This is a genomic window from Variovorax xiamenensis (assembly GCF_050916385.1).
Taxonomy (GTDB): domain Bacteria; phylum Pseudomonadota; class Gammaproteobacteria; order Burkholderiales; family Burkholderiaceae_C; genus Variovorax.
Window position 1 is genome coordinate 4,354,808 of the sequence record NZ_CP139038.1, and the last position, 21,787, is coordinate 4,376,594.

The following is a 21,787-nucleotide window of genomic DNA, read 5'->3' on the forward strand; positions in this document are numbered from 1 at the left end:
TCTTACTTGAGGCTGATCGTGGTGTTGACGCCGTGCGAGACGGTGCTGTCGTCGAACCAGCGCGCCGTGACCGTCTTGGTCTGCGTGTAGAACAGCACGACCTGCTTGCCGTACGGGCCCAGGTCGCCGAGCTTCGAAGCACGCGAGCCGGTGAACGAGAACATCGGGACCGGCACCGGGATCGGCACGTTGATGCCGACCTGGCCCACGTCGATGTCTTCCTGGAAGCGACGCGCCGCCGCGCCCGACTGCGTGAAGATCGCCGTGCCATTGCCGTTCGGGTTGCTGTTGATCAGCTCGATGGCCTCGTCGATGTTCTCGGCGTCGGCAACGCAAAGCACTGGGCCGAAGATTTCCTGGTCGTAGATCGTCATGCCGGGCTTCACGCCGGTGAAGATCGTCGGGCCGACGAAGTTGCCCTTCTCGTAGCCGGGCACCGTGGGCTTGCGACCGTCGAGCACGAGCTTTGCGCCGTCGGCTTCGCCGCGTTCGATCAGGCTGCTCACGCGGTCGTAGGCGGCGCACGAGACCAGCGGGCCCACATCCACGCCCTTCTCCGTGCCGGCGCCGACCTTCAGCGTCTTCGCCTTCTCGATGAGCTCGGGCACCCAGTTGCGCGCCTCGCCCACCAGCACGGCCACCGACACCGCCATGCAGCGCTGGCCCGCGGCACCGAAGCTCGCGCCGGCCAGTGCGTTGAGCGTCTGCTCCTTGTTGGCGTCGGGCATCACGATGGCGTGGTTCTTCGCGCCCATCATGCATTGCACGCGCTTGCCGGCCAGCGTGGCTCGGTTGTAGACGTGCGTGCCGACCTTGGTGGAGCCGACGAAGCTGATCGCCTTGATGTCCTTGTGGTCGCAGATGCCGTTGACGACCGCTTCGCCGCCATGAACCACGTTCAGCACGCCGGGCGGAACGCCGGCTTCGAGCGCCAGCTCGCACAGGCGCATGGTGACCATCGGGTCCTGCTCGGAGGGCTTCAGCACGAAGGTGTTGCCGGTGACGATGGCCATCGGGAACATCCACAGCGGGATCATGGCCGGGAAGTTGAACGGCGTGATGCCGGCGCACACGCCCAGCGGCTGCAGCAGCGTGTAGGTGTCGACGCCGTTGGCCACGTTGTTGGCCAGCTCGCCGAGCTGCAGGTTGCCGATGTTCGATGCGTGCTCGACCACTTCGAGGCCGCGGAACACGTCGCCCTCGGCATCGGGCAGCGTCTTGCCCTGCTCGGCCGTGAGGATCGCGGCGAGCTCGCCCATGTTCTCGCGGATGAGCTGCTGCAGCTTCAGGAAGATGCGAGCGCGCGCGCCGATGGGCGTCTTGCGCCAGGTCTTGAAGGCTTCCTTGGCGGAAGCGACCGCGGCATCGAGTTCGGCCTGCGTGGCGAAGGGCACGCGCGCCAGCACTTCCTGCGTGGCCGGGTTGACGACGTCGCGCCATTCGGTGGTCTTCGATTCGACCAGCTTGCCGCCGATCAGCAGCTTGACGGTGGCGACCTGGGTCGAGGGCGTGGTGGTAGCGTCCATGGGGTTTGTCTCCTGTGAATCCTGTGAAATCGGGCGCCCGGCATGGCCGGTTCGGTCACGCATCCTAGCTTTGCAGATTTGCCATGACAATAGACAAATATGCGCGGCGGCTTTGCAAAAATGCAGAGCCCGGAATCGGGGAAACGAAGGCACATGGACTGGGACAACCTGCGGTACTTTCTGGAGCTCGCCCGCTCGGGCACGCTGATGAGCGCGGCGCGCCGGCTCGAGGTGGACCACACCACCGTGGCGCGCCGCATCCAGGCATTGGAGAAGGAAGTCGGTGCCCCGCTTTTCTCGCGCGAGGCAGGCGGCCACCGGCTCACCGAAGCGGGCCGGCGGCTGCAACCTCAGGTCGAGGCGATGGAGAGTGCGTTCCAGGCGGTGGAAAGCACCGCGCCCGCCTCGCAGGAAGGCCTCTCGGGGCTGGTGCGCATCGGCGCCACCGAAGGCTTCGGCACGGTGGTGCTGGCGCCGCAACTGGCGCTGTTCGCTGTGCGGCACCCGAAGCTCACCATCGACCTGCTCGCGATGCCACGGCTGGTACACCTGTCGCGGCGCGAGGCCGACATCGTGATCTCGCTCGAACGCCCGGCGCGCGGCCCGGTGGTGGTCGCCAAGCTCACCGACTACACGCTGCGGCTCTATGCGTCGAAGCAGTACCTGTCGGCGCACAAGCCCATCCGCACGCGCGAGGACCTGCGCGGCCACACCTTCATCAGCTACGTGGACGACCTGCTCTTCAGCAAGGAGCTTCAGTACCTCGACGAACTGCACCGCCCCGACGCCTTCGCGCTGCGCAGCACCAGCGTGCTCGCGCAGCACAGCGCCGTTGCGGCGGGTGCGGGCATCGCGGTGCTGCCGGCCTTCATCGCGGAGCACGACGCCGCGCTGCGCCCCGTGCTACTGGGGCAGGCGAATTTCACGCGGACCTTCTGGATGTCGATGCCGGCCGAGACCAAGCACCTCGCGCGCATGCAGGCGGTGTGGAACTTCCTGCGCGAGACGGTGCAGGAGCAGCAGCCGCTGTTGCTCCTGACGCCGACCGGCGAAGAGAATGACGCAAGCGGCGCCTCGCAACGACCCGTCCGCCCGCGCAAGCCATCCCCCTGACAAGCCACTGAAGCCCGACACGGAGACACGCCCATGCCACGCCATCGCCCCGCCCGCCTGGAACACATCGCCGGCATCGGCGTCGACCGCATGGGCGCCATCGCCGACGACGCTGACGGGCCGCCATTCCTGCGGCTCGAGAACCTCGACGTCGACATTCCGCCCGACCCCGAAGCCGTCGCACGCACCGTGCACGCCGCATCGTTCGACTCGGACAACAGCTACCTGCCCTTCGTCGGCCAGTCGCGGCTGCGCGACGTGGCGGCGCGCCATGTGTCGGCGCTGTCGGGCGTGGAGTACAGCGGCGCGCGCAACTGCGTGATCTCGGCGGGTGGGCTCTCGGGCATCCTCAACGCGCTGCTCGCCACGGTCGAGGTGGGCGACGAGGTGCTGGTGACCGATCCGACCTACGCAGGCCTGCTCAACCGCATCCGGCTCGCGGGCGGCACGCCGAAGTACGTGCCCTTCAATTTCACGCCCGGCGGCGAATGGAAGCTCGACCGCGCCGCGCTGCAGGCCGCCGTCGGCCCGCGTGTGCGGACAATGCTGTTGATGTCGCCATCGATGCCCACCGGCGGCTGCTTCGACGAGGAGGACTGGCGCGCCATCGCCGAGCTGTGCGTGCGGCACGACCTCACGCTGATCCTCGACACGGCGATGGAACGCTTGCTGTACGACGGCCGGAAAGTCATCCACCCCGCGGGCCTGCCCGGCATGGCCGAGCGCACCATCACCGTGGGCTCATCGGCCAAGGAACTGCGCATGATCGGCTGGCGCGTTGGCTGGACCGTGGCGCCCGAAAGCTACATGCCCGATCTCGTGGCCGTGTCGCTGGCCAACGTGGTGGTGCCCGTCGGCATCGCGCAGGATGCGGTGGCCACGGCGCTGGAGCAATCGCCCCGCACGCTCGCACCCTACGTGGCCGAGCTGGAACGGCGGCGCGACACGCTCCTCGACGAACTCAGGGGCCTGCCGGTCGGCGTGCCGGGCGGCGGCTGGTCGCTGCTGCTGCGCACGAGCGACTTCGGCATCGACGGACAGACGCTGTCGGAACGCCTGCTGAAGCACCGCGTCTGCGCCACCGCGATGAAGGGCTGGGGCGAGACGCATGGGGCGCAGTACCTGCGCTTCGTGTTCTCCAACGAGCCGGTGGAACGGCTGCGCGGGCTGGGAGACAAGGTGCGGGCCGCGCTGGGCGCCTAGCGGCTCATGAGAAGAGGCGCTTCAGGAAGCTCTTGCCGGCTGCCGGTTCGGCGGGAGCCACGGCCTCGGACTGTTCGAGCAGTTCGACCAGCCCTGGCACCCGCGGCTTCCTGAGCCATCGTGCAAAGGCCAGGTAGCTTTCCGCCTCGCCTTCGATGCGCAGTTGCTCGGGCATGGCGGGACATGGTGCGGTGCCCAGCAGCACACGCAAGGCTTCGAGCTGGTTCATGCGGATTGCGCTGAGGAGCGCGGTTTCGCCGAGCGACGGAATGATGTCGTTCGGCCCCGCGAGTCCACCGTCGAGCAGGGACCGGATCGCGGCCGCATCTCCCTTGATCGCCGCGGCTCCAAGGGCTTCGAGCGCCGCGAGCCTTTCGGGCGACAGGCTCGCCGCGTAGGCGTCGTCGCGCTTGTCGTCCTCGCTGCGCGCATCGCCGCCGTGCATCGTCATGAAGTCGGTCACCAGCGCCACCGGCTCGCCGGCGGCGTCGAGCGCCCAGAAGCTCGGATAGCTGCCATCACCCCAGCCCGAGCTGAAGATCAGCACGTTGTTCGCGCAGCCCTCGCCCAGGGGATAGTGATTCGCCATGTCCTTGGAGCCCAGCTCCTCGTCGAGTACGTCGTCGTAGTAGCTGACGTAGTCGGGGTTGGCCGCTGACTCGCGCGCCTCGCGCTCGGCGATGGCCGCCGCGCAGTCGGCATCCATGAAGCAGCCGACGCCGGCATCGACCGGGTAACCGTAGAACTCGTCGTCGCCCAGGTCGTCCTGCGACTGCCCGTCGAGCAGTGCGGGCTCCCACCGCAGGTTTGCAGGCTCCAGTCCACCGCGCTCGCGCAGCCAGAGCACCGCCAGGGCATGACGGCCTTCATGTTCCAGCACCTCCGCGGCGAAGGCGCCGCGACCGCTCACGCTGCGAACGAAAGGCTCGCGCTCGGGCTGCACCAGCGGATCGCAGGCCACGATGCGGCCGCTGGTGACATGGAGCGACCCACAGGGCTGCCGCTGCAGGCGTCGCACGCGCAGCGCCTCTTCGTCGAGAAAAATGGTGCGAAGGTTGTCGAGGTCGAGGTAGGCCATGCGCGCAGTGTCTCACCCCCTCATGACAAAGGGCCGCGAAAGCGGCCCTTGCGTACTGTCGGTTGCGGCTGCCCTTACTGGATCAGCTTCGCGCCCGTCTTGGCCTGCAGCGCGTCGAAGGTGACGCCCGGAGCCAGCTCGACGACCTTCAGGCCTTCGGGCACCACGTCCATCACGGCCAGGTCGGTGATGATGCGGTCGACCACGCCCACGCCGGTCAGCGGCAGGGTGCATTTCTCGAGGATCTTCAGGTCCTCGGTGCCGTCCTTCTTCTTGGCCACGTGCTCCATCAGCACGATCACGCGCTTCACGCCGGCCACGAGGTCCATCGCGCCGCCCATGCCCTTGACCATCTTGCCGGGGATCATCCAGTTGGCGAGGTCGCCCTTGGTGCTGACCTGCATGGCGCCCAGGATCGACAGGTTGATCTTGCCGCCGCGGATCATCGCGAAGCTGTCATGGCTGCCGAAGATGGCCGAGCCCGGCAGCGTGGTGACGGTCTGCTTGCCGGCGTTGATCAGGTCGGCGTCGACCTGGTCTTCGGTGGGGAACGGGCCGATGCCGAGCATGCCGTTCTCGCTCTGCAGCCACACTTCCTTGTCGCCGGTGTGGTTGGCCACCAGAGTCGGAATGCCGATGCCGAGGTTGACGTAGAAGCCGTCTTCGAGTTCTTGGGCGGCGCGGGCCGCCATCTGGTCTTGAGTCCAGGGCATCTCAGGCTCCTTCTTTCTTGTTGACGACCTTGGCGGGCACTTCGCTGCCGGCAGCTGCTGCTGCGGCGATGGCGGTCTGGGCCTCGACCTTGGCGGCGGCGGCATCGACCGCAGCGCTCACGGTGCGCTTCTCGATGCGCTTCTCGGGGTTGGCGTTGAGCACGATGCGGTGCACGTAGATGCCCGGCAGGTGGATGTCGTCGGGAGCCAGTTCGCCCACCTCGACGATCTTCTCGACCTCGACGATGCAGATCTTGCCGGCCATGGCGGCGGCCGGGTTGAAGTTGCGCGCCGTGAGGCGGAAGCGCAGGTTGCCCGACTTGTCGGCCACGTCGGCCTTCACCAGCGCCACGTCGGGCACCAGCGAGCGTTCCATCACGTAGGTTTCGCCGTCGAACTCGCGCAGCTCCTTGCCCTCGGCAACCTGCGTGCCCACGCCGGTCTTGGTGAAGAAGGCCGGAATGCCCGCGCCGCCGGCGCGCAGCTTCTCGGCCAGCGTGCCCTGCGGCGTGAATTCGAGGGCCAGCTCGCCCGCGAGGTACTGGCGCTCGAACTCCTTGTTCTCGCCGACGTAGGACGCGATCATCTTCTTGATCTGGCGCGTCTCCAGCAGCTTGCCGAGGCCGAAGCCATCGACGCCCGCGTTGTTGGAGATGACGGTGAGGTTCTGCACGCCGGAGTCCTTGAGCGCGTCGATCAGCGCTTCAGGAATGCCGCAGAGACCGAAGCCGCCGACCGCGAGCATCTGCCCGTCGGCGACGACCCCCTTGAGTGCCGCGTCAGCGGTGGGAAAAATCTTGTTCACTCGGGCTCCTCGATGGATGAATGAGAGTGGGTGGAGAAAAGGGCTGGGAAGGGGTGGGAAACCCCTGAACGATACTACCTACTCGCATACGTAGTATTTCGTAATGGAGACCCCCGATGCCCGAGATCGATTACCGGCTGGCGTTTGAACACGCGCCGGTCGGCATGGTGGTGTCGAGCAACCGCACCATCGTGGCGTGCAACGAGCGCGTTTGCGAGATTTTTGGCGCAACGCCCTCCGCGCTGGTCGGGCATTCGTTCAGCATCCTCTACCCCAGCGTGGCCGAGTTCGAGCGGATCGGCAAGCGCATGGAGCCCTTTCTCAACGCCAGCGGACACTACGCCGACAACCGCATGATGAAGCGGCTGGGCAATCTGCACGGCGCCATCGCCGACGAGACTTTCTGGTGCCACGTCACCGGTCACGCCATGAACCGCGACGCCCCGCACGAAGCGGGCATCTGGACCTTCGAAGACCTGGGCTCGCGCCGCGCCGTCAAGGCCGAGCTCACGCCGCGCGAGCGCGAGGTGGCGGCGCAGGTGATGCGCGGGCTGACCTCGAAGGAGATCGGCAAGGCGCTCGGCATCAGCCACCGCACGGTGGAACTTCACCGGGCCCGGCTGATGCGCAAGTACGCGGCCGCGACCACGGCCGAGTTGGTGCAGAAGCTGATCGCCGGCTAGAGCGAGCTTTCGAGCTCGATGCGCAGGCGCACCATGTCGCGCAACACGATGCCGTCCTGCTTCTGCAGCCTGCCGCCGCCTGCGCGGTGCACGAAGAAATCGGTGTCCACGCCGGTGATGCGGAAGCCGAAGCGCTGGTAGAAGCCCAACTCGCGCAGGCTGCTGTTGCCCGTGCCGACCTCGAGCAGGTGCGCGCCGCGCTCGATGGCCAGCGCCTTCGCCTTGCGCAGCAGCGCGGTGCCCACGCCTTGGCCGCGCAGTTCGTCGCTCACCGCGATGTTCATGATTTCCCATGTACCGACGCGGGTTTCGAGCAGCACCATCTGCCCGACGACCCGGCCGGCAGCCTCGGCCAACCAGAGTTCGCCGCGCGACAGGTATTTGCGGATCTCGGCGCGCGGGCCGTCGGCGGCCAGCAGCAGCGCCCAGGGTGTCGGATCGTCGGGAGTTGCTCGGCGCACCTGCGACCGGAGCGTCGCCGTCTTGCTCTTCATTTCTCTCTGTCTGCCTTCTTGTTCGTTCGTTGCCGGGGGCCGGATTCTCGCGCCGCGCGCAGCCTCGCCGATCCGGAAAACCTGGCGGAAGTTCCGGCCGAACGCCGACGGATCGTTGCGAAAACAGAAACGCCGTGTCCTCGAAAGGCCTGCGCCGCAGCGCCCTGCGAAGCCTATCGTGGAGGCCATCCGGGGCAATAAGCCCGCAACACACAGGAGTCCGAAATGTCCACACGCATCCATTCCGAACGCAGCCTTCTGCTGCAGACCCAGGCATCCGTCGCCCGCGTCCGTGCGCTCGCCGTGCAGAAGCTGCCGGTCGCGATGACGCTCTCTGCGATCATCCTGTCGATCATCAACGTCAAGCTGTAGCCGGTCGTGCCCGTGGCAGGCCCGGCGCTGCGGCTCCAGGCCCGCCACACATGGCCATTCCAGCCCACGTCCTCCCCTTCTGGGAGCGATTCCAGAACGCCGCGGGCGCGGATGCGTCCGACCGCTTCTGCGAAGCCTTCCACTTCGACGACAACGAGGCCGGCGCCACCGAGCTGGCGCAGCTCGTGCTGGAGGGCCGCAAGCGCGGCACGGCGAGCCTCGAATGGTCCTTCGAATCGACCGGCAGGCCGCGCCCCAGGCCCGGTGACCTCAGCGTGGTGACCGACTGGCATGGCAGGCCACTGTGCGTGATCGAGACACGCAGCGTGGTCGTCATGCCCTTCGACGAAGTCGGCGAGGACTTCGCGGCCGTCGAGGCCGAAGGCGACGGCTCGCTGCGCTACTGGCGCGAAGGCCACTGGCAGTACTTCAGCGGCGAATGCGAGCGCATCGGCAGGAAGCCCGACATGCGCATGCCGGTGCTGTGCGAGACCTTCGAGGTCGTCTACCAGGAAGGCTGACCAGCGACCGGTTCGATCAACCGGTCAATCGGGCTTGATGTCCGCCGCCTTGATCACCTTCGACCAGCTCGCCAGCTCCTGGTCGACGAATTTCGCGAGCGTCGGCGGGTCCATGTAGGTCGCGAAGGCGCCCTGCTCGTCCACCTTCTTGCGGAAGGCTTCGCTCTCGACGATCTTGCGGAGTTCAGCACTCAGCCTGTTGACGATCTCCGGCGGCGTCTTCGCCGGCGCGAACACGGCGAACCACGACTCGACCTCGTACCCCGGCAGTCCCGCCTCGGCCGAGGTCGGCACATCGGGCATCGACGGATGGCGCTTGCTGCCCGTGTACGCCAGCGGCTTGATGCGCCCGCCCGCGAAATGGCCGATGACCGAGGGCGGCGTGGTGATGAACATGTCCACGTTGCCCGAGATCAGGTCGTTGATCGCAGGCCCCGAGCCCTTGTAGGGCACGTGCGTCATCGCCTGCTTCGACTGCCGCGACAGCAGCTCGCCCGCGATGTGCTGGATCGAGCCGTTGCCCGACGAGGCATAGAAAAGCCCACCCTCTTTCTTCTTGCCGTACTCGATGAGCTCCTTCATCGATTTCACCGGCAGCTTGCCGCTCACCGCGACGACGTGCGGCGCGCGCATCACCATCGCCACCGGCACGAAGTCCTTGGTGGGGCTCCACTTGATGTTCGGATAGAGCGACGGGTTGCCCACGTGGTAGCCCGAGTACTGCATCAGCAGCGTGTAGCCGTCGGGCGCGGCGCGCGCCACGAACTCGGTGCCGATATTGCCGCTGGCGCCGGGCTTGTTGTCGACCACGACGGGCTGGCCCAGCGCGCGCTGCAGCGGATCGCCGACCAGGCGCGCCATGATGTCGGTGGAGCCCGCTGGCGCGGTGGGCACGACCATCGTGATCGGCCTCGAAGGCCACGCGTCGCTCGCTGCCGCGGCCGAAGCGGCCAGCGCAAGGCCGACCGCGAGAAGGCGGTGAATGGATTTCATGGTTTGTCTCCGGTGGTTTTGTATTTGCTGGCTGTCTGCGGCGCCGCGCCGTCAGGGCGACAGCTCCGAGATCTCGATCAGGTTCAGGTCCGGGTCGCGCACGTAGACCGAGCGGATGCGCGAAGTGGCGCCCGTGCGCATCACCGGCCCTTCGAGAATGGGCACGCCCTTCTCGCCCAGCCGCGCAATGACTTCGTCGAGCGGCACGCTGGCGATGAAGCACAGGTCCAGCGAGCCGGGCGTCGGCAACTGCGCCTTGGGTTCGAACTCGTGGCCCTTCACATGCAGGTTGATCTTCTGGTTGCCGAAGCGAAAGGCCTTGCGGCCGGCGCCGAAGCTCTCCAGCGACATGCCCAGCATGTCGACGTAGAAGCGGATGCAGGCTTCCTCGTGCGCCGTTGTCAGCACGAGGTGGTCCAGGTGGTCGATCATGGTTGAAGCTCCTTCGGTGCGTGCCCGCGCTCCCGGGCGCGAGCCGCGATGTCGCTGAAATCCGGCGGCGGTGCATGCCGCGTCAGCCGGTGGCCCGCGCGCGAGACCTGTGCCGGCAGATCGTGCTCGACCAGCCCCCCCAGCTCCCCTGCGGCGGCAACCAGGCCCGCGAGATCCATGCCCGTGTCATAGCCCATACACTGCAGCATGTGGACCACGTCCTCGGTCGCCACGTTGCCGGTCGCGCCCGGCGCATAGGGGCATCCGCCGATGCCGCCCAGCGACATGTCGAGCCGCCGGATGCCAGCCTCCACCGCGGCCACCGTGTTCACCAGCCCCATGCCGCGCGTGTTGTGGAAATGGGCTGTCCATTCCATCGCTGGCTGGCTGGAGACGACGGCCTCGCAGACCTCCCGCACCTGCGTGGGGTAAGCCATGCCCGTCGTGTCGCACAGCGTGATGCCCTGCACTTCCAGCGCGGCGAATCGGTCGATCAAGCCCTGCACCTGCGCCAGCGGCACCTCGCCCTCCATCGGACAGCCGAACACGCACGACAGCGACACGTTCACCGGCACGCCGGCCTGCTTCGCCAGCGCGATCACTTCGGCCAGCTGTGCGAACGACTGCTCGCGCGTCATGCGCAGGTTGGCGAGGTTGTGCGTCTCGCTCGCCGACATGACGACGTTGAACTCGTCGATGCGGCTTTCCAGCGCACGCTCCGCGCCGCGCACATTCGGCACCAGCGCGGTGTAGACCACGCCGGGACGGCGGGCGATGCGCTGCATCACCTCCTCGCCGTCGCGCAGCGCCGGGATCGCCTTCGCCGAGGTGAAGGACGTGACCTCGATCTTCGCGTAGCCCAGCCCGCTCAGCCTGTCGACGAGGGCGATCTTGTCGTCGGTGGGAATGAAGCGGTTCTCCATCTGGAAGCCGTCGCGCGTGGCGACCTCGTTGATGAAGAGCCTCGTGCCGTGGCCCGCCTTCATGCCATTACTCCTTCCACGCGGCGGGCAGGCCAGCCGGCACCGCCCAGATCGCCGTCGTGCTCGCCCAGTCGCGGCGCGGGGTGCGCGATGCGCCCTGGCGTGGCGCTGAGCTTGGGCACCACGCCCGGCACCTTCAGCGTGGCTCCGTCGGAGGTGGGCGCCTCCACGATCATCCCGCGCGCCAGGTACTGAGGGTCGCTCGCGATGTCGGCCACGGTGTAGATGCGCCCGACCGGCACGCCTGCCGCATCGAGCGCGGCCAGCACATCGTCGCGGCTGCGCTGCAGCGTCCACGCCTCGATGGCGGCGTCGATCTCTTCCACGCGCAGCACGCGGCCGTCGTTGTGCACGAGCCCGGGGTCGCTCTCCAGGTCTTCGCGGCCGATGGCGCGCATCAGCCGGCGGAAGATGCTGTCGCCGTTGCCGGCCACCAGCACGTAGTGGTCGTCTTCGCAGCGGTAGGCGTTGGTCGGCGCGATGCCGGGCAGTGCGCTGCCGGCACGCTCGCGCACGGCGCCGAAGGCGTCGTACTCGGGCAGCAGGCTTTCCATCACGTTGAACACCGACTCGTAGAGCGCCACGTCGATGAACTGCCCCTCTCCGCCATGGGCGGTGCGGTGGTGCAGCGCGGTCAGCACGCCGATCACGCCATGCAGCGCCGCCAGCGTGTCGCCCAGCGACACCCCCACGCGCACCGGCACCCGGCCGGGCTCGCCGCTCAGGTAGCGCAGCCCGCCCATCGATTCGCCGAGCACGCCGAAGCCGGGCTTGTCGCGATAGGGCCCGGTCTGCCCGTAGCCCGAGATGCGCAGCATGATGAGGCGCGGGTTCAGCGCGTGCAGTTGCTCCCAGCCCAGGCCCCAGCTTTCGAGCGTGCCGGGCTTGAAGTTCTCGATGAGCACGTCGGCCTCGATCGCCAGCGCACGCACGGCCTCCTGCCCTTCAATGCTGCGCAGGTCCAGGCACACCGAGCGCTTGTTGCGCGACTGCACCTCCCACCATGCCGAGGTGCCGTTGTCGCGCAACAGCCGCCACTTGCGCAACGGATCGCCGACACCCGCAGGCTCGACCTTGATCACGTCGGCGCCGAACTCCGCCAGCGTCTTGCCGGCGAAGGGGCCGGCGATGAGCTGGCCGAGCTCCAGCACCTTCAGGCCTTCGAGTGCATTCATGTCCGCGTCCGTCTCCTTTGTTGGGCTGGCCCCGACTCTAGGAACGGATCGCGGAATGCGGAATTGCTTTGGCGGCAGCACTCCTTCGCGAAACGCGAAGGCCCCGGCTGCAAGGGGGTTGACCTACTTCCGCTTCGACAGGCTCGATCCGGCGACGGGCGTGGCCGGCGCAGGCGCGTCGGGCGCTTTCACCCATCCGCGCAGCAGCACGCCCATGAAGAGCCCTGCGCCGAAGATCGCCCAGAACGCCCAGCCGGGCAGGTTCTCGGCGCCGCTGTGCAGGTTCATGCCGAAGGCCGCGCCGACGGCCATCAGCGGAAAGGTCAGCGCCGCGATGGTGTTGAGCTTGTGCTGCGCCCGGCTGACTTCGTTGGCGGCGCGCGCCTGCTGCTCGGCCGCGTGGGCGAGCCTGTAGTCGAGCGACATCCGCGTATCGGCCAGCAGCAGTTCGAGCCCGCGCACGATCTCGACCGCGCGGTCGCGCAGGTCGGTGATCAGCGCGTCCTCCGGCACGGCCTCGCGCGCGGACTGCAGGGCCGCCTGCATGTTCGAGGCGGCGCGTGCCAGCGGAATCAGCGGCCCGAGGATCTGGAACAGCGCCTCGGAGTTGTCGGCGGCCTCGTGCCGGACCTCGAAGGTGGCCAGCGACGCACGATAGCTCTCGATCAGCTTGCCCAGCGCCCGCTCGCCCGGGTTGTTGCCCTTGTGCAGCCAGGCGCCGTCGGGCTTGCGCAGGAACACCGCCGACTTGCGTTCCGAAGCGGTGCCGGCGGGCGGCTCGTGCAGGATCACCATCAGGTGCCCCTGCTCGTGAATGACGCGCTGCGCGCCGTAGCTGGAGCCGCCCAGGCGCTGCTGCATCTCGGCGGGCAGCTCCCAGTCGTAGTCGATGCGTCGGGTGCTCATCGGGGGGCCTGCAGTTCTTTCCAGAGGCTGTCGAACTCGTCGGCGAAGCGGCGCACGAGCTGCGGATCGTTGGTCAGCACGAGGTTCTCCTCGTTGAACTCGCAGGCGCTGCGCGTCCAGTTGTAGCTGCCGTTGAGCAGCCGGGCGCCGTCGAAGATGGCGAACTTGTGGTGCATGTGCGCCTCGGTGCGGTCCACAGCCACCGGAATGCCGGCCGCGCGCAGCTGGCCGATGTCGCTGCCGAGGTCGAACTCCTTGTCGTTGTCGGAGATGCAGCGCAGCGACACGCCGCGCCGATGCGCGGCAAGTATCTCGGCGGTGATGCGGTCGTCCGAGAGCGTGAACACGCACAGGTCGATGGAATACCTGGCCGACCGCAACTGCTGGTTGATGGCCTGCAGGCAGGCCGTGCCGGGGCTGAAGAACGCCTGCGAGCGCACGGCCACGTTGTCGGGCGAGCGGCCCGTATCGATGGCGCGGACCACGCCTTCGAGCCACTTCAGCAGGGCCAGATGCTCGGGGTCGGCGGTGCGCGCCCGCACCAGGTCGAAAGCCCGGTTGCGCAGCTGCCGCAGGCCGTCTTCCGGCGGCTGGGCCTCGCGCAGCGTGTGGACCAGCACGCGGCGCTCGTCGTCGCTCAGGCGGGCATCGGCGAGGGTGTCGTCGAGCTGGGCCAGCAAGGCGGGCAACGCGGGCGGTGCTTCGGTGGTCGCGGGCAGGGCCGCCATCTCATTGCTCCTTGTCGGGTTTGGGCGCGCGCTTCACCGGCGTGCGCGTGGCCATCGCTTCCGCCGCCAGGCGCTCCATGTTCTGGGCGATGGAACGGTCCAGTTCCAGTCGGCGCTCGGTGGCAGTCACCAGCGGCAGGATCAGCTCTCGGTATGTGACGGCGATCTGCAGCATGGCGTCGGCCAGCCGCTGGCCTTCGCTCGGTCCCTCCGCGGGGGCCACGGGTTCGGTCTTGAGCGAATCGACTGCGCGCGCCACGTCGAGCATGCTGCTGGCGATGCGCTGGCTGCCATCCACGTCGGCGCCGCCCAGCTTGCGCTGGCGCACGAACTCCTCGCAGATTTCCTTCCAGCGCGCGTCCTCCTCCGGCGTCGGGCTGCCGAGCAGCTGGGCCAGGCGCAGCAGGTTCTCTTCGGCGCCGGTGGTCAGGGTCTGGGCCTCGCCGCGGTAGTGGTCGCGCAGCAGCGCATCGAGCTCGTCGTCGCGCATCAGCGCGGTGATCTTGCCCGCCAGCTTGGTCATGTTGCGGTAGCTGCCCTGCAGCTTGAACGGCGGGGCCACGCGGTACGACTCCTGCTGCGCGGCCGACTCGATGTAAGCGAGGTTCACCTTGAGCAGCAGGTCGCGCGCACGGAACAACCGCTGCAGCAGCGCCTTGATTTCTTCCAGCTCGACCGCGCTGTACGCGTGCGACAGCGCGCTGCTCGGCACTTCGTGGCCCTGCGCCATCTTCACCAGCAGTTGCACGTCCTTCGGATCGCGCGAGGCCAGGGGCATCAGCGTGGGGTTCGAGGTCAGGCTGTTCTCGATGTACGAGAGCGCGAACGCCGCCTCGCGGCCCGAGAGCACGTCGCCGAGGTTGTAGATGTCGGCACGGTTGGCCAGCATGTCGGGGATCTTGAACACGTCCCCCGACTCGGTGTACGGATTGCCCGCCATCACGACCGCGAAGCGCTTGCCGCGCATGTCGTAGCTGCGCGGCTCGCCGTTCCACACGCCCTCGATGCGGCGGGTGCCGTCGGCCAGCGCGATGAACTTCTGCAAAAACTCGGGACTCGTGTGCTGGATGTCGTCGAGGTACAGCATCACGTTGCTGCCCATCGCCAGGCCCAGGTTGAGCTTCTCGAGTTCCTGCCGCGCCGCGCTGTTGGGCGCATTGGCCGGGTCGATGGCGGTCACGCCGTGGCCCAGCGCCGGGCAGTTGATGCGCACGAAGATCAGGCCGAGGCGGTCGGCCACGTATTCCATCAGCGTGGTCTTGCCGTAGCCGGGCGGCGAGATCAGCAGCAGCAGGCCCATGCGGTCGGTGCGGCTGCCCTCGCCCGCCGAGCCGATCTGCTTGGCGAGGTTGTCGCCGATGATGGGCAGGTACAGCTCGTCGATCAGCTGGTTGCGCACGAAGGTCGACAGCGGCTTGGCCTGGAACTGGCTCAGCTTGAGCCGGGCCTTCTCGCCTTCGAGCAGCTCGTGGCGCAGGCGATGCAGCGCCTCGAAGCCCGCCACCGCATGCTGCGTGTGGAACAGGAAGCGGCGCCAGAAGTCGTTGAGGTTCAGCGTCAGGCGGCCGTCGGCCACGCGCGGATGCTCGCCGCGCAACCCTTCGACGGTCTGGTCGAGCGCCACGTTGACCCGGGTGCGCTGCAGCGGCATGGCGAGCACGCTGGCCGCGTCGTCCACCCAGTCGACCGATTGCGGCGACTGGTGCACGGCATAGGCGCGCACCCAGTCGCGCGCCAGCCGCCAGCGCTCGGCCGGCGGCGCGGCGTCGAGGTCGGCCTGCCATGCCTCGCGGCGGCGGCCGCGCTCCAGTTCGCGCAGCAGCGCGGCGGCCAGGTCTTCGCCGGCGCCCGAGACCACCCACGTTTCACCGCCGTGCGCTGCGAGTTCGCGCACGAGGTAGGCCGCGGACTGGTCGCACAAAGTGGCGACGAGTGCCTTGCGGTCCTCGTGCTCTTCTTCTGCCTCTGCATCCGCGGACGGAAGCAGGTCGGGCAGCACCTCGCGCACGAAATGACCCAGCGAGCGGGCGACATCGGCTTCGAGCTGGTCGAGCGCATCGCGCCGGCCGAACAGTTCCTGCATCTGCAGCGCGGCACGCGCGCGCCGCAGCAGCGACTCGCGGTGCGCGATCAGGTGGCCGTGCTGCCAGTAGAGCAAGGCCAGCGCGCGCTCGGTCGGGCCCCAGGCCAGCAGCCCAGCTTGGTCCTGCATGCCGACCAGCGCGCCCAGAAGCCGCAGCGCGTCGTCGTCATGGATGCCCTTCTGGTAGCCCTCCTGGTAACGCGCCGCCGCGAAGCGCCGGACCATCTCGAGCAGTTGCGGATGCTGCGGGTCTTCGGCCAGCAGCGTGCGCACGTCGGCCCAGCTGCGATCGGCCTTGCCTTCGAGCAGGGCTTCGAGCAGACGGCCGGCGAGGTATTCGGCGCGAGCGAGCTCCGGCGTCTCGGACACCAGCGACTGGTCCCAGTAGGCCTGCAGCGCGGCAAGGCGCTCGTCGCTCACGGGGCTCAGGTAGTCGGTGCCCGTCACCTGGTAGGCCATGCTGCCTTCTCGGGCCACCAGCGTCAGGTCGACCGGCTGGCGGTGCACGGTGAAGGCGTGCCGGCCGAGGCGCAGCGTATCGCCGCCCTCGCTCACCAGCTCGCGCTTGTCGCGCACCGCGCGCAGGGCCTGGTCGCGGGCGGTCTTCAGGCGGGTGTCGAGTTCGTCGGCCGGCACTGCCGCGCCCAGCGTGCGCAGGTCGGCGATCAGCGTGTGCAGCTTGCCGATCATCGGGTCGGCGGCGAAGTAGCTGTGGACCTGGCTCAACTCGCCGAACTGCGCGATGCGGCGCGGAATGCCGTCGAGGATGCGCCCCGCCGCATCGATCACGCCCTGCGCACGGCGCTGGCGGGCCTCGACCAGGGTCTGGCGCCTGGCGGACAGGGCCTCGTAGACGTTCTCGCGTTTCTCGGCGATGTCGCCCAGGAACTCGTCCTGCTCGGCGAAGCGGCCTTCGATTTCCTCCAGTTGCGCAAGCAGGCGCGTGAGCGCGTCGTCGCACTTCTCGGGCGTGTCGGCGAACTCCAGTGCGTTTTCCACCGCCTGGCCGAATAGCTTGAACTGCGCGCCGAACTCGGCCCGTGCCTCGGTCGCGCCCAGCGACTTGCGCCGCGCACGCGCATCGGCGCGCATGCGGTTGATGTCGGCGTAGATCAGCGAGATGCGGTCGAGGATGGAGGTGCGGACGACCGCGTCGCCGCCCGGCAGGCTGCCCAGCTGCTCCGTCAGCAAGTCGAGGCCGGCCGCCTGCTCGTCGAGCGTGGCGAGCAGTTGCCCCAGTGCCGGCGAAGTGGCGAGGTTGGGCAGTTCGAGCCCGAGCTTGTCGAGTGCCTGCCGCTGGCCGACGAAGGCGGTGTCGGCCGCCAGGAACTGCATCGCGCGCTCGCCGATGCGCTGCTGCTCGGCTTCGAGCGCGGCGTCCATCGCGGCGATGCGCGGCAGGTCGGCGTAGCGCAACTCCTTGAGCATCTGCAGCGCGCCGCGGCGTTCGCGCAGTCGGCCCAGCGCCTTCACGAAGTCGTCGGGCGCACGCCAGAGCGTGCTGGCGATGTCGACCAGCAATGCGCGCTGCTCTTCCTCCGCGCGGGCGAGCGCGCGGGCTGTCTCGCGGCGGATGGTGTCGACCTTCTCGAACTCGGCCAGCGTGCTGCGCGCCACCTCGGCGATGTTGCGCAGCTCCGCCATGAGCCCGGCGGCCTCGGGCGCGTCGAGCCAGAAGTAGGCGTCGCTCACGCGAGTGCACTGGCGAATCAGGTCTTCGTAGGCCGCCTTGGTCGGCGCCTGCTCGCGCACAGCGCGGGCGATACCCATCAGGTCGCTCACGCCGCGCACCAGCTCGGCGTTGCCGATCTTGCCGAAGAAGCCGGTCGCCGGCGGCTGGGCGCTCAGGTGCTCCTCGCTGGCGAACGGCGTCTGCCAGAGCTGCATCGGGTGCACGCGCGACGGCTCGCCCTCGTTGTCGTGGAACACCAGGATGCGGCCGTCGGCGAAGCGGGCGTAGCCGTTGGCGATGATCGGCGTCGCGAGCTTCTTCTCGATCAGGTTGTAGTTGAAGAGCGCGTAGCGCCCGGGCTTGGGATCGTAGAAGATGTAGGCCACGTCTTCGCCGTTGGGCGAGCGCAGCATGCGCTTGAAGCGCAGGTTCTCGACCGTCTCGGCCGGCAGGTCGAAGCGCTTGTGCTCGCCCGACTGCAGGTAGTAGCCGCCCGGAAAGATGATGCCGTGGTCTTCGGGCAGCTGCACGCAGGAGCCGCCGATGGCGTCGATGCGCTCGACCTGCTGGGTGCGGATGTTGAAGACCAGGTAGCGCGTGACCTGTTCGCGATAGGGCTTCACGCGCAGCAGGATCAGCATGCCGAGCTTGGCCCACGCGATCTCGGCATCGGTCAGCGACTGGCTGCGGTCTTCGACCGGCTCGCTGTAGATGCCGAGGCCGGTCTCGGTGTTGTTCTCGATCTTGATCGTGAGGTCGCCGCCCAGCGTCTCGACGAACACGGTGTCGAGCACGTTGACGTGCGGGTGCTTGCCGCCCACGTGGTCTTCGCGGGTGGCCACGGTCCATTCGAAGTCGTGGCTCGGCGGCAGCGCGATGTCGCGCTCGCCGCGGTTGTCGATGTACTGGATGCGGCCGTCGCGCTCGATGGCCCAGCGGAACACGCGCACGTCGGTCAGCTGCTGGCCGATCTGGAAGGCGGCGAGCAGCTTGTCCTGCGTTACCCGAAGCTGCAGCAGCGTGGCCTGCTTGTAGTAGGCGTACAGCTCGCGGAAGTCGGAGGCGAAGCGCGGGTCTTCGAGGAAGCTGCCCGCCAGCGGCACCGGCTGCAGCTCGTCGCTGTCCGCGCCCTGCCCGGCCTCGCCGGGTGACACAAGCCGGTACAGCCCGAACACGTCGCCGACCGTGGTCTCCTTGCGCAGGCCGATGAACACGTTGTAGCCGAACAGCAGCAGGTCGCCGATGCGCACGAGGTCGCGCGCCACGGCGTTGTTCTCGGTGCGCGCCCGGGTGCGCAGCACCAGCGCCTGGTCGGAGCGGCCGAATTCGGCCAGCCGCTGCTCGTTGAGCGCCTGCGTCTTCTTCAGCAGGCCCTCGCCCTGGTTTTCCAGCCGCTTCTTCAGCAGGTCGTAGCTGCCGCTGCCGGACACCAGCGCCTCAGTCTGCGATTCGGCGCCGCCGCCGGGCGGCACGCCCTTTTCATCCGTTGGTTGCATATGTCGGCGCGGTCAGTCCGCGCGCAGCAAGGCGAGCAGTTCGTCGCGGTGGGGCTGGGTATCGAGCCAGGCGCGGATGCGGTCCAGCTCGTCGATGCACACATCGCCATAGCGGCGGCGCAGCGCGGCAACGCGCGCTTCGCGGACCTCCTCGGTCTGCAGGCGGCGCTGCCAGCCGTCGGACAGCAGTTCGTCGAGCCGGCCGGCAAGGCCGCGGCTCACGATGGCGCGCCACTCGCCCGGGTCGAACCAGAGGTTCTGGCATGCCACGCAGCGGTCGACGCGGAAGTCGGGGCCCGCGCTCAAGCGCAGGCGCTGCATCAGCCGGTCGCATTCGGGGCAGTGACGCACCGACGCGGCATCGAACACCTCGATGACCTCGTCGTCGACGGCATGCGGCACGCGGCTCTCGTCGCCGGCCTTCCATGCGCGCCAGTCGTCCATGCCCATGACCATGCCGTTGCAGTCGCCGCATTGCACCGCGAGCAGGGCCTCGGCCAGTGCCACCGGCCGCATCGGCGAATGCGCGGGGCAGCTGCACTTGAGGTTCGCGTTCATCGCGCCGCGTCCCCGGCAGCGCCGTTGCGGAAGGTGGCGACCAGGTTGCGCAGCGCACTCTTCTGGCTCTCGCTGCCATCGCTGGCGATCCTGTTCATCAGGGCGGCCACGCTGAGGTTCTGCACTTCGCCCGACGAGCTGCCGAGAGCGCCGACGATGTCGCGCAGGTCCTTCACCACGTCGCGCTCGCCGGAGAGCTGGTCCTTGAAGGCGACCTGCAGCGCATTGCTCTTGGAGATGACGCCGTCGATGCCCTTGCCCACCGAGAGCGAGCGCACGAAGCTGTCGAAGTAGTCGCCCTGGCCGCCCACGATGTCGATCTTGGCGCTGGCCAGCGCGGTGCCCAGCACCTCGGCCTGTTCCTTGGCAATGGAGGTCTGCGCGTCGATGCCCTTGAGGGTCTCGATGTGCGACTTCTCCAGGCGCATGCGGAATTCCTCGTGGTCGCGCGTCTCGGGGCTCATGGACTTCATGGCCTCGAACTTCTCGTGCAGGCCCTTGGCCTCGGCGCCGAAGCGCGCTTCGATGACCTGCGCATCGGCCTGGCCCGACTTGAGCGTGGCCTCGGCGTCGGCCGTGCGCACGTTGACTTCGGCGAGGCCGAGCTTTTCCTTGCCCGAGGCCTCGGCCTCGAACTTGGCGCGCATGCCGGCGGCTTCGGCCTGCGAGCGGGCCTCGATCACCTGCGCGTCGGCCTGGCCGGCCTTGAGGATCGCGTCGGCATCGGCCTGGCGCACGTGCACGTCGGCGAGGCCCAGCTTTTCCTTGCCCGAGGCTTCGGCCTCGAAGCTGGCGAGCTTGGCCTGCGCGGTGGCAATCTCGACCTTGGCAGCGGCCAGCCCCGGCGCGGCCGAGATGGCTTCGACGCCTTCGGCTTCGCGCTTCTTCGACTCGGCCTCGCGCTCGGCCACCTTCAGCTTGGCGTCGGCCAGCGTCAGTTCTTCGGCCGCCTTGTGGCGTGCGCGCTTTTCCTGCGTCTCGGCGGCCTTCAGGTCGAGCACCATCTTCTCGTCGGCCTGGCCCTCGGCCATGATGACGACCGACTTCTTGGTGCGCTCGGCCTCGGCGACCACGCGCAGTTCCTTGATGGCTTCTTCCTGCTCGGCCACCGTGCGCTCGACCACGATGCGCTCGCGAATCACGTCGGCAATGGCCTTCTTCTGCACTTCGACGGCCTTGTCCTTCTCGATGCGCTGCAGCGTCACTTCCTTCTCGCGGTCGACGATCTCGAGGTCGCGGGCGCGGATGACCTTTTCCTCCTCGACGGCCACGGCGCGCTTGCGGTTGTTCTCGGCCACTTCCTTCTCGCGCTGCACGTTCTCCTGCTGCACCGACACCGACTGCTCGGCGACCAGGCGGGCGGTTTCGGACTTGGTGCGCTCCTCGGCCTGGATCTTGGCGGTCTCGGCCTCCTCGCGGGCGCGCACGCTGGCGATCTCGCGCTGCTGGCGCGCGGTGGCGTCGGCCTGCTGGCGCTCGAGTTCGAGCAGGGCTTCCTGCGTCTCGACGTTCTTCTTCTTGATCTGCATTTCCTCGTTGCGGCGCAGCTCGTTGGTGCGCACGTGCTCCACGGCCGTGAGCTCGGTGATCTTCTTGATGCCCTGTGCGTCGAGGATGTTGTTGGCGTCGAGCTCCGACAGGGGCGTCTGCTCGAGGAAGTCGATGGCTGCGTCTTCCAGCACATAGCCCGAGAGGTCGTTGCCGATCTGGCTCACGATCTGGTCGCGGAAGTTGTCGCGCGCCTGGTAGAGGTCGACGAAGTCCATCGACTTGCCCACCGTCTTCAGCGCTTCGGAGAACTTGGCGGAGAACAGCTCCTCCAGCGTCTCGTGGTTGGAGGCCCGCGCGCAGCCGATGCCCTGCGCCACCTTCAGCACGTCGTCGGCCGTCTTGTTCACGCGCACGAAGAACTTCACCTTGATGTCGGCGCGGATGTTGTCGCGGCAGATCAGGCCTTCGTTGCCCGAGCGGTCGATCTCGATGGTCTTGACCGAGATGTCCATCAGCTCGGCCTTGTGGATGATCGGGTAGACCATGCGCCCGGTGAAGGTCACCTCGGGCTCCGCGCGCAGCGTGTTCACGATGAGCGCGTGGCCCTGCTCGATCTTGCGATAGAACTTGGCGAACATCGCGAACAGGCCGAGGATGACGACGGCCAGTATGACGATGGCGAAGATGATGGGCTCCATTTTTTCTCCAGAAATGCTTGAGAGCGAAAGAAACGAAACGGTGAAAGATGCGACGCGCCGCGGC

19 protein-coding genes are annotated in these 21,787 nt (G+C 68.0%); 5 read left to right on the forward strand and 14 right to left on the reverse strand.

All coding sequences use genetic code 11. The features are described from left to right. Positions 1-2: 2 nt before the first annotated feature. Complete coding sequence (locus tag SFB74_RS19845; RefSeq protein ID WP_432725979.1) at positions 3-1,526, reverse strand: CoA-acylating methylmalonate-semialdehyde dehydrogenase; 1,524 nt, start codon at positions 1,524-1,526, stop codon at positions 3-5. A gap of 153 nt (positions 1,527-1,679) precedes the next feature. Between SFB74_RS19845 and SFB74_RS19850 the strand changes: the two genes are divergently transcribed. Further along, the gene (locus SFB74_RS19850) at positions 1,680-2,639 is read left to right on the forward strand and encodes a LysR family transcriptional regulator (protein WP_432725980.1); all 960 of its coding nucleotides are present in this window, start codon (positions 1,680-1,682) and stop codon (positions 2,637-2,639) included. 33 nt (positions 2,640-2,672) lie between these two features. After that, positions 2,673-3,842, forward strand: coding sequence for a pyridoxal phosphate-dependent aminotransferase (locus tag SFB74_RS19855; protein ID WP_432725981.1), 1,170 nt, complete (start codon positions 2,673-2,675; stop codon positions 3,840-3,842). A 4-nt stretch (positions 3,843-3,846) separates the two neighbouring features. Here the strand turns inward: SFB74_RS19855 and SFB74_RS19860 are convergent, their stop codons facing one another. The 3 genes from SFB74_RS19860 to SFB74_RS19870 form a co-directional block, all read right to left on the reverse strand. Next, positions 3,847-4,920 (reverse strand): DUF4241 domain-containing protein, encoded by a 1,074-nt coding sequence (locus SFB74_RS19860; protein ID WP_432725982.1) that lies wholly within the window; start codon positions 4,918-4,920, stop codon positions 3,847-3,849. Positions 4,921-4,994: 74 nt separating this feature from the next. Further along, complete coding sequence (locus SFB74_RS19865; RefSeq protein WP_019652014.1) at positions 4,995-5,633, reverse strand: 3-oxoacid CoA-transferase subunit B; 639 nt, start codon at positions 5,631-5,633, stop codon at positions 4,995-4,997. Between the two features lies 1 nt (position 5,634). Beyond that, positions 5,635-6,438, reverse strand: coding sequence for a CoA transferase subunit A (locus SFB74_RS19870; protein ID WP_432725983.1), 804 nt, complete (start codon positions 6,436-6,438; stop codon positions 5,635-5,637). 116 nt (positions 6,439-6,554) lie between these two features. On the opposite strand from SFB74_RS19870, the gene SFB74_RS19875 reads away from it, so the two are divergent. Next, on the forward strand, positions 6,555-7,121 hold the full coding sequence (locus SFB74_RS19875; protein WP_432725984.1) for a LuxR C-terminal-related transcriptional regulator: 567 nt from the start codon (positions 6,555-6,557) through the stop codon (positions 7,119-7,121). Here the strand turns inward: SFB74_RS19875 and SFB74_RS19880 are convergent. Then, the gene (locus tag SFB74_RS19880) at positions 7,118-7,615 is read right to left on the reverse strand and encodes a GNAT family N-acetyltransferase (RefSeq protein ID WP_432725985.1); all 498 of its coding nucleotides are present in this window, start codon (positions 7,613-7,615) and stop codon (positions 7,118-7,120) included. The genes SFB74_RS19875 and SFB74_RS19880 overlap by 4 nt on opposite strands. A gap of 225 nt (positions 7,616-7,840) precedes the next feature. Between SFB74_RS19880 and SFB74_RS19885 the strand changes: the two genes are divergently transcribed. Both SFB74_RS19885 and SFB74_RS19890 read left to right on the forward strand, forming a co-directional pair. Further along, the gene (locus SFB74_RS19885; RefSeq protein WP_432725986.1) at positions 7,841-7,987 is read left to right on the forward strand and encodes a hypothetical protein; all 147 of its coding nucleotides are present in this window, start codon (positions 7,841-7,843) and stop codon (positions 7,985-7,987) included. Positions 7,988-8,037: 50 nt separating this feature from the next. Further along, positions 8,038-8,508: an ASCH domain-containing protein gene (locus SFB74_RS19890; RefSeq protein WP_432725987.1), complete on the forward strand. Its 471-nt coding sequence runs from the start codon at positions 8,038-8,040 to the stop codon at positions 8,506-8,508. A gap of 24 nt (positions 8,509-8,532) precedes the next feature. On the opposite strand, the gene SFB74_RS19895 is transcribed toward SFB74_RS19890, so the two are convergent. From SFB74_RS19895 to SFB74_RS19935, 9 genes are all read right to left on the reverse strand, one after another. After that, complete coding sequence (locus SFB74_RS19895) at positions 8,533-9,501, reverse strand: Bug family tripartite tricarboxylate transporter substrate binding protein (RefSeq protein ID WP_432725988.1); 969 nt, start codon at positions 9,499-9,501, stop codon at positions 8,533-8,535. A 51-nt stretch (positions 9,502-9,552) separates the two neighbouring features. Continuing rightward, entirely contained in the window at positions 9,553-9,933 is a 381-nt protein-coding gene (locus SFB74_RS19900) for a VOC family protein (protein ID WP_432725989.1), read from the reverse strand. Beyond that, positions 9,930-10,919, reverse strand: a complete 990-nt coding sequence (locus SFB74_RS19905; protein ID WP_432725990.1) for a hydroxymethylglutaryl-CoA lyase — start codon at positions 10,917-10,919, stop codon at positions 9,930-9,932. Before SFB74_RS19905 ends, SFB74_RS19900 begins: the two co-directional genes overlap by 4 nt. Beyond that, positions 10,916-12,091 (reverse strand): CaiB/BaiF CoA transferase family protein, encoded by a 1,176-nt coding sequence (locus tag SFB74_RS19910; protein ID WP_432725991.1) that lies wholly within the window; start codon positions 12,089-12,091, stop codon positions 10,916-10,918. Before SFB74_RS19910 ends, SFB74_RS19905 begins: the two co-directional genes overlap by 4 nt. A gap of 123 nt (positions 12,092-12,214) precedes the next feature. After that, a complete protein-coding gene (locus SFB74_RS19915) occupies positions 12,215-12,997 on the reverse strand; it encodes a hypothetical protein (protein ID WP_432725992.1) in 783 nt (260 codons plus the stop codon). Further along, the gene (locus SFB74_RS19920; protein WP_432725993.1) at positions 12,994-13,725 is read right to left on the reverse strand and encodes a phospholipase D-like domain-containing protein; all 732 of its coding nucleotides are present in this window, start codon (positions 13,723-13,725) and stop codon (positions 12,994-12,996) included. The genes SFB74_RS19915 and SFB74_RS19920 overlap by 4 nt, the downstream gene beginning before the upstream one ends. Position 13,726: 1 nt before the next feature. Further along, positions 13,727-18,976, reverse strand: a complete 5,250-nt coding sequence (locus SFB74_RS19925) for a DNA repair ATPase (RefSeq protein ID WP_432725994.1) — start codon at positions 18,974-18,976, stop codon at positions 13,727-13,729. Between the two features lie 12 nt (positions 18,977-18,988). Beyond that, positions 18,989-19,534 carry a zf-TFIIB domain-containing protein gene (locus tag SFB74_RS19930; protein WP_432725995.1) on the reverse strand — a complete coding sequence of 182 codons (546 nt, stop codon included), beginning with the start codon at positions 19,532-19,534 and terminating at the stop codon, positions 18,989-18,991. Beyond that, entirely contained in the window at positions 19,531-21,723 is a 2,193-nt protein-coding gene (locus tag SFB74_RS19935; protein ID WP_432725996.1) for a hypothetical protein, read from the reverse strand. The genes SFB74_RS19930 and SFB74_RS19935 overlap by 4 nt, the downstream gene beginning before the upstream one ends. Positions 21,724-21,787: the final 64 nt, after the last annotated feature.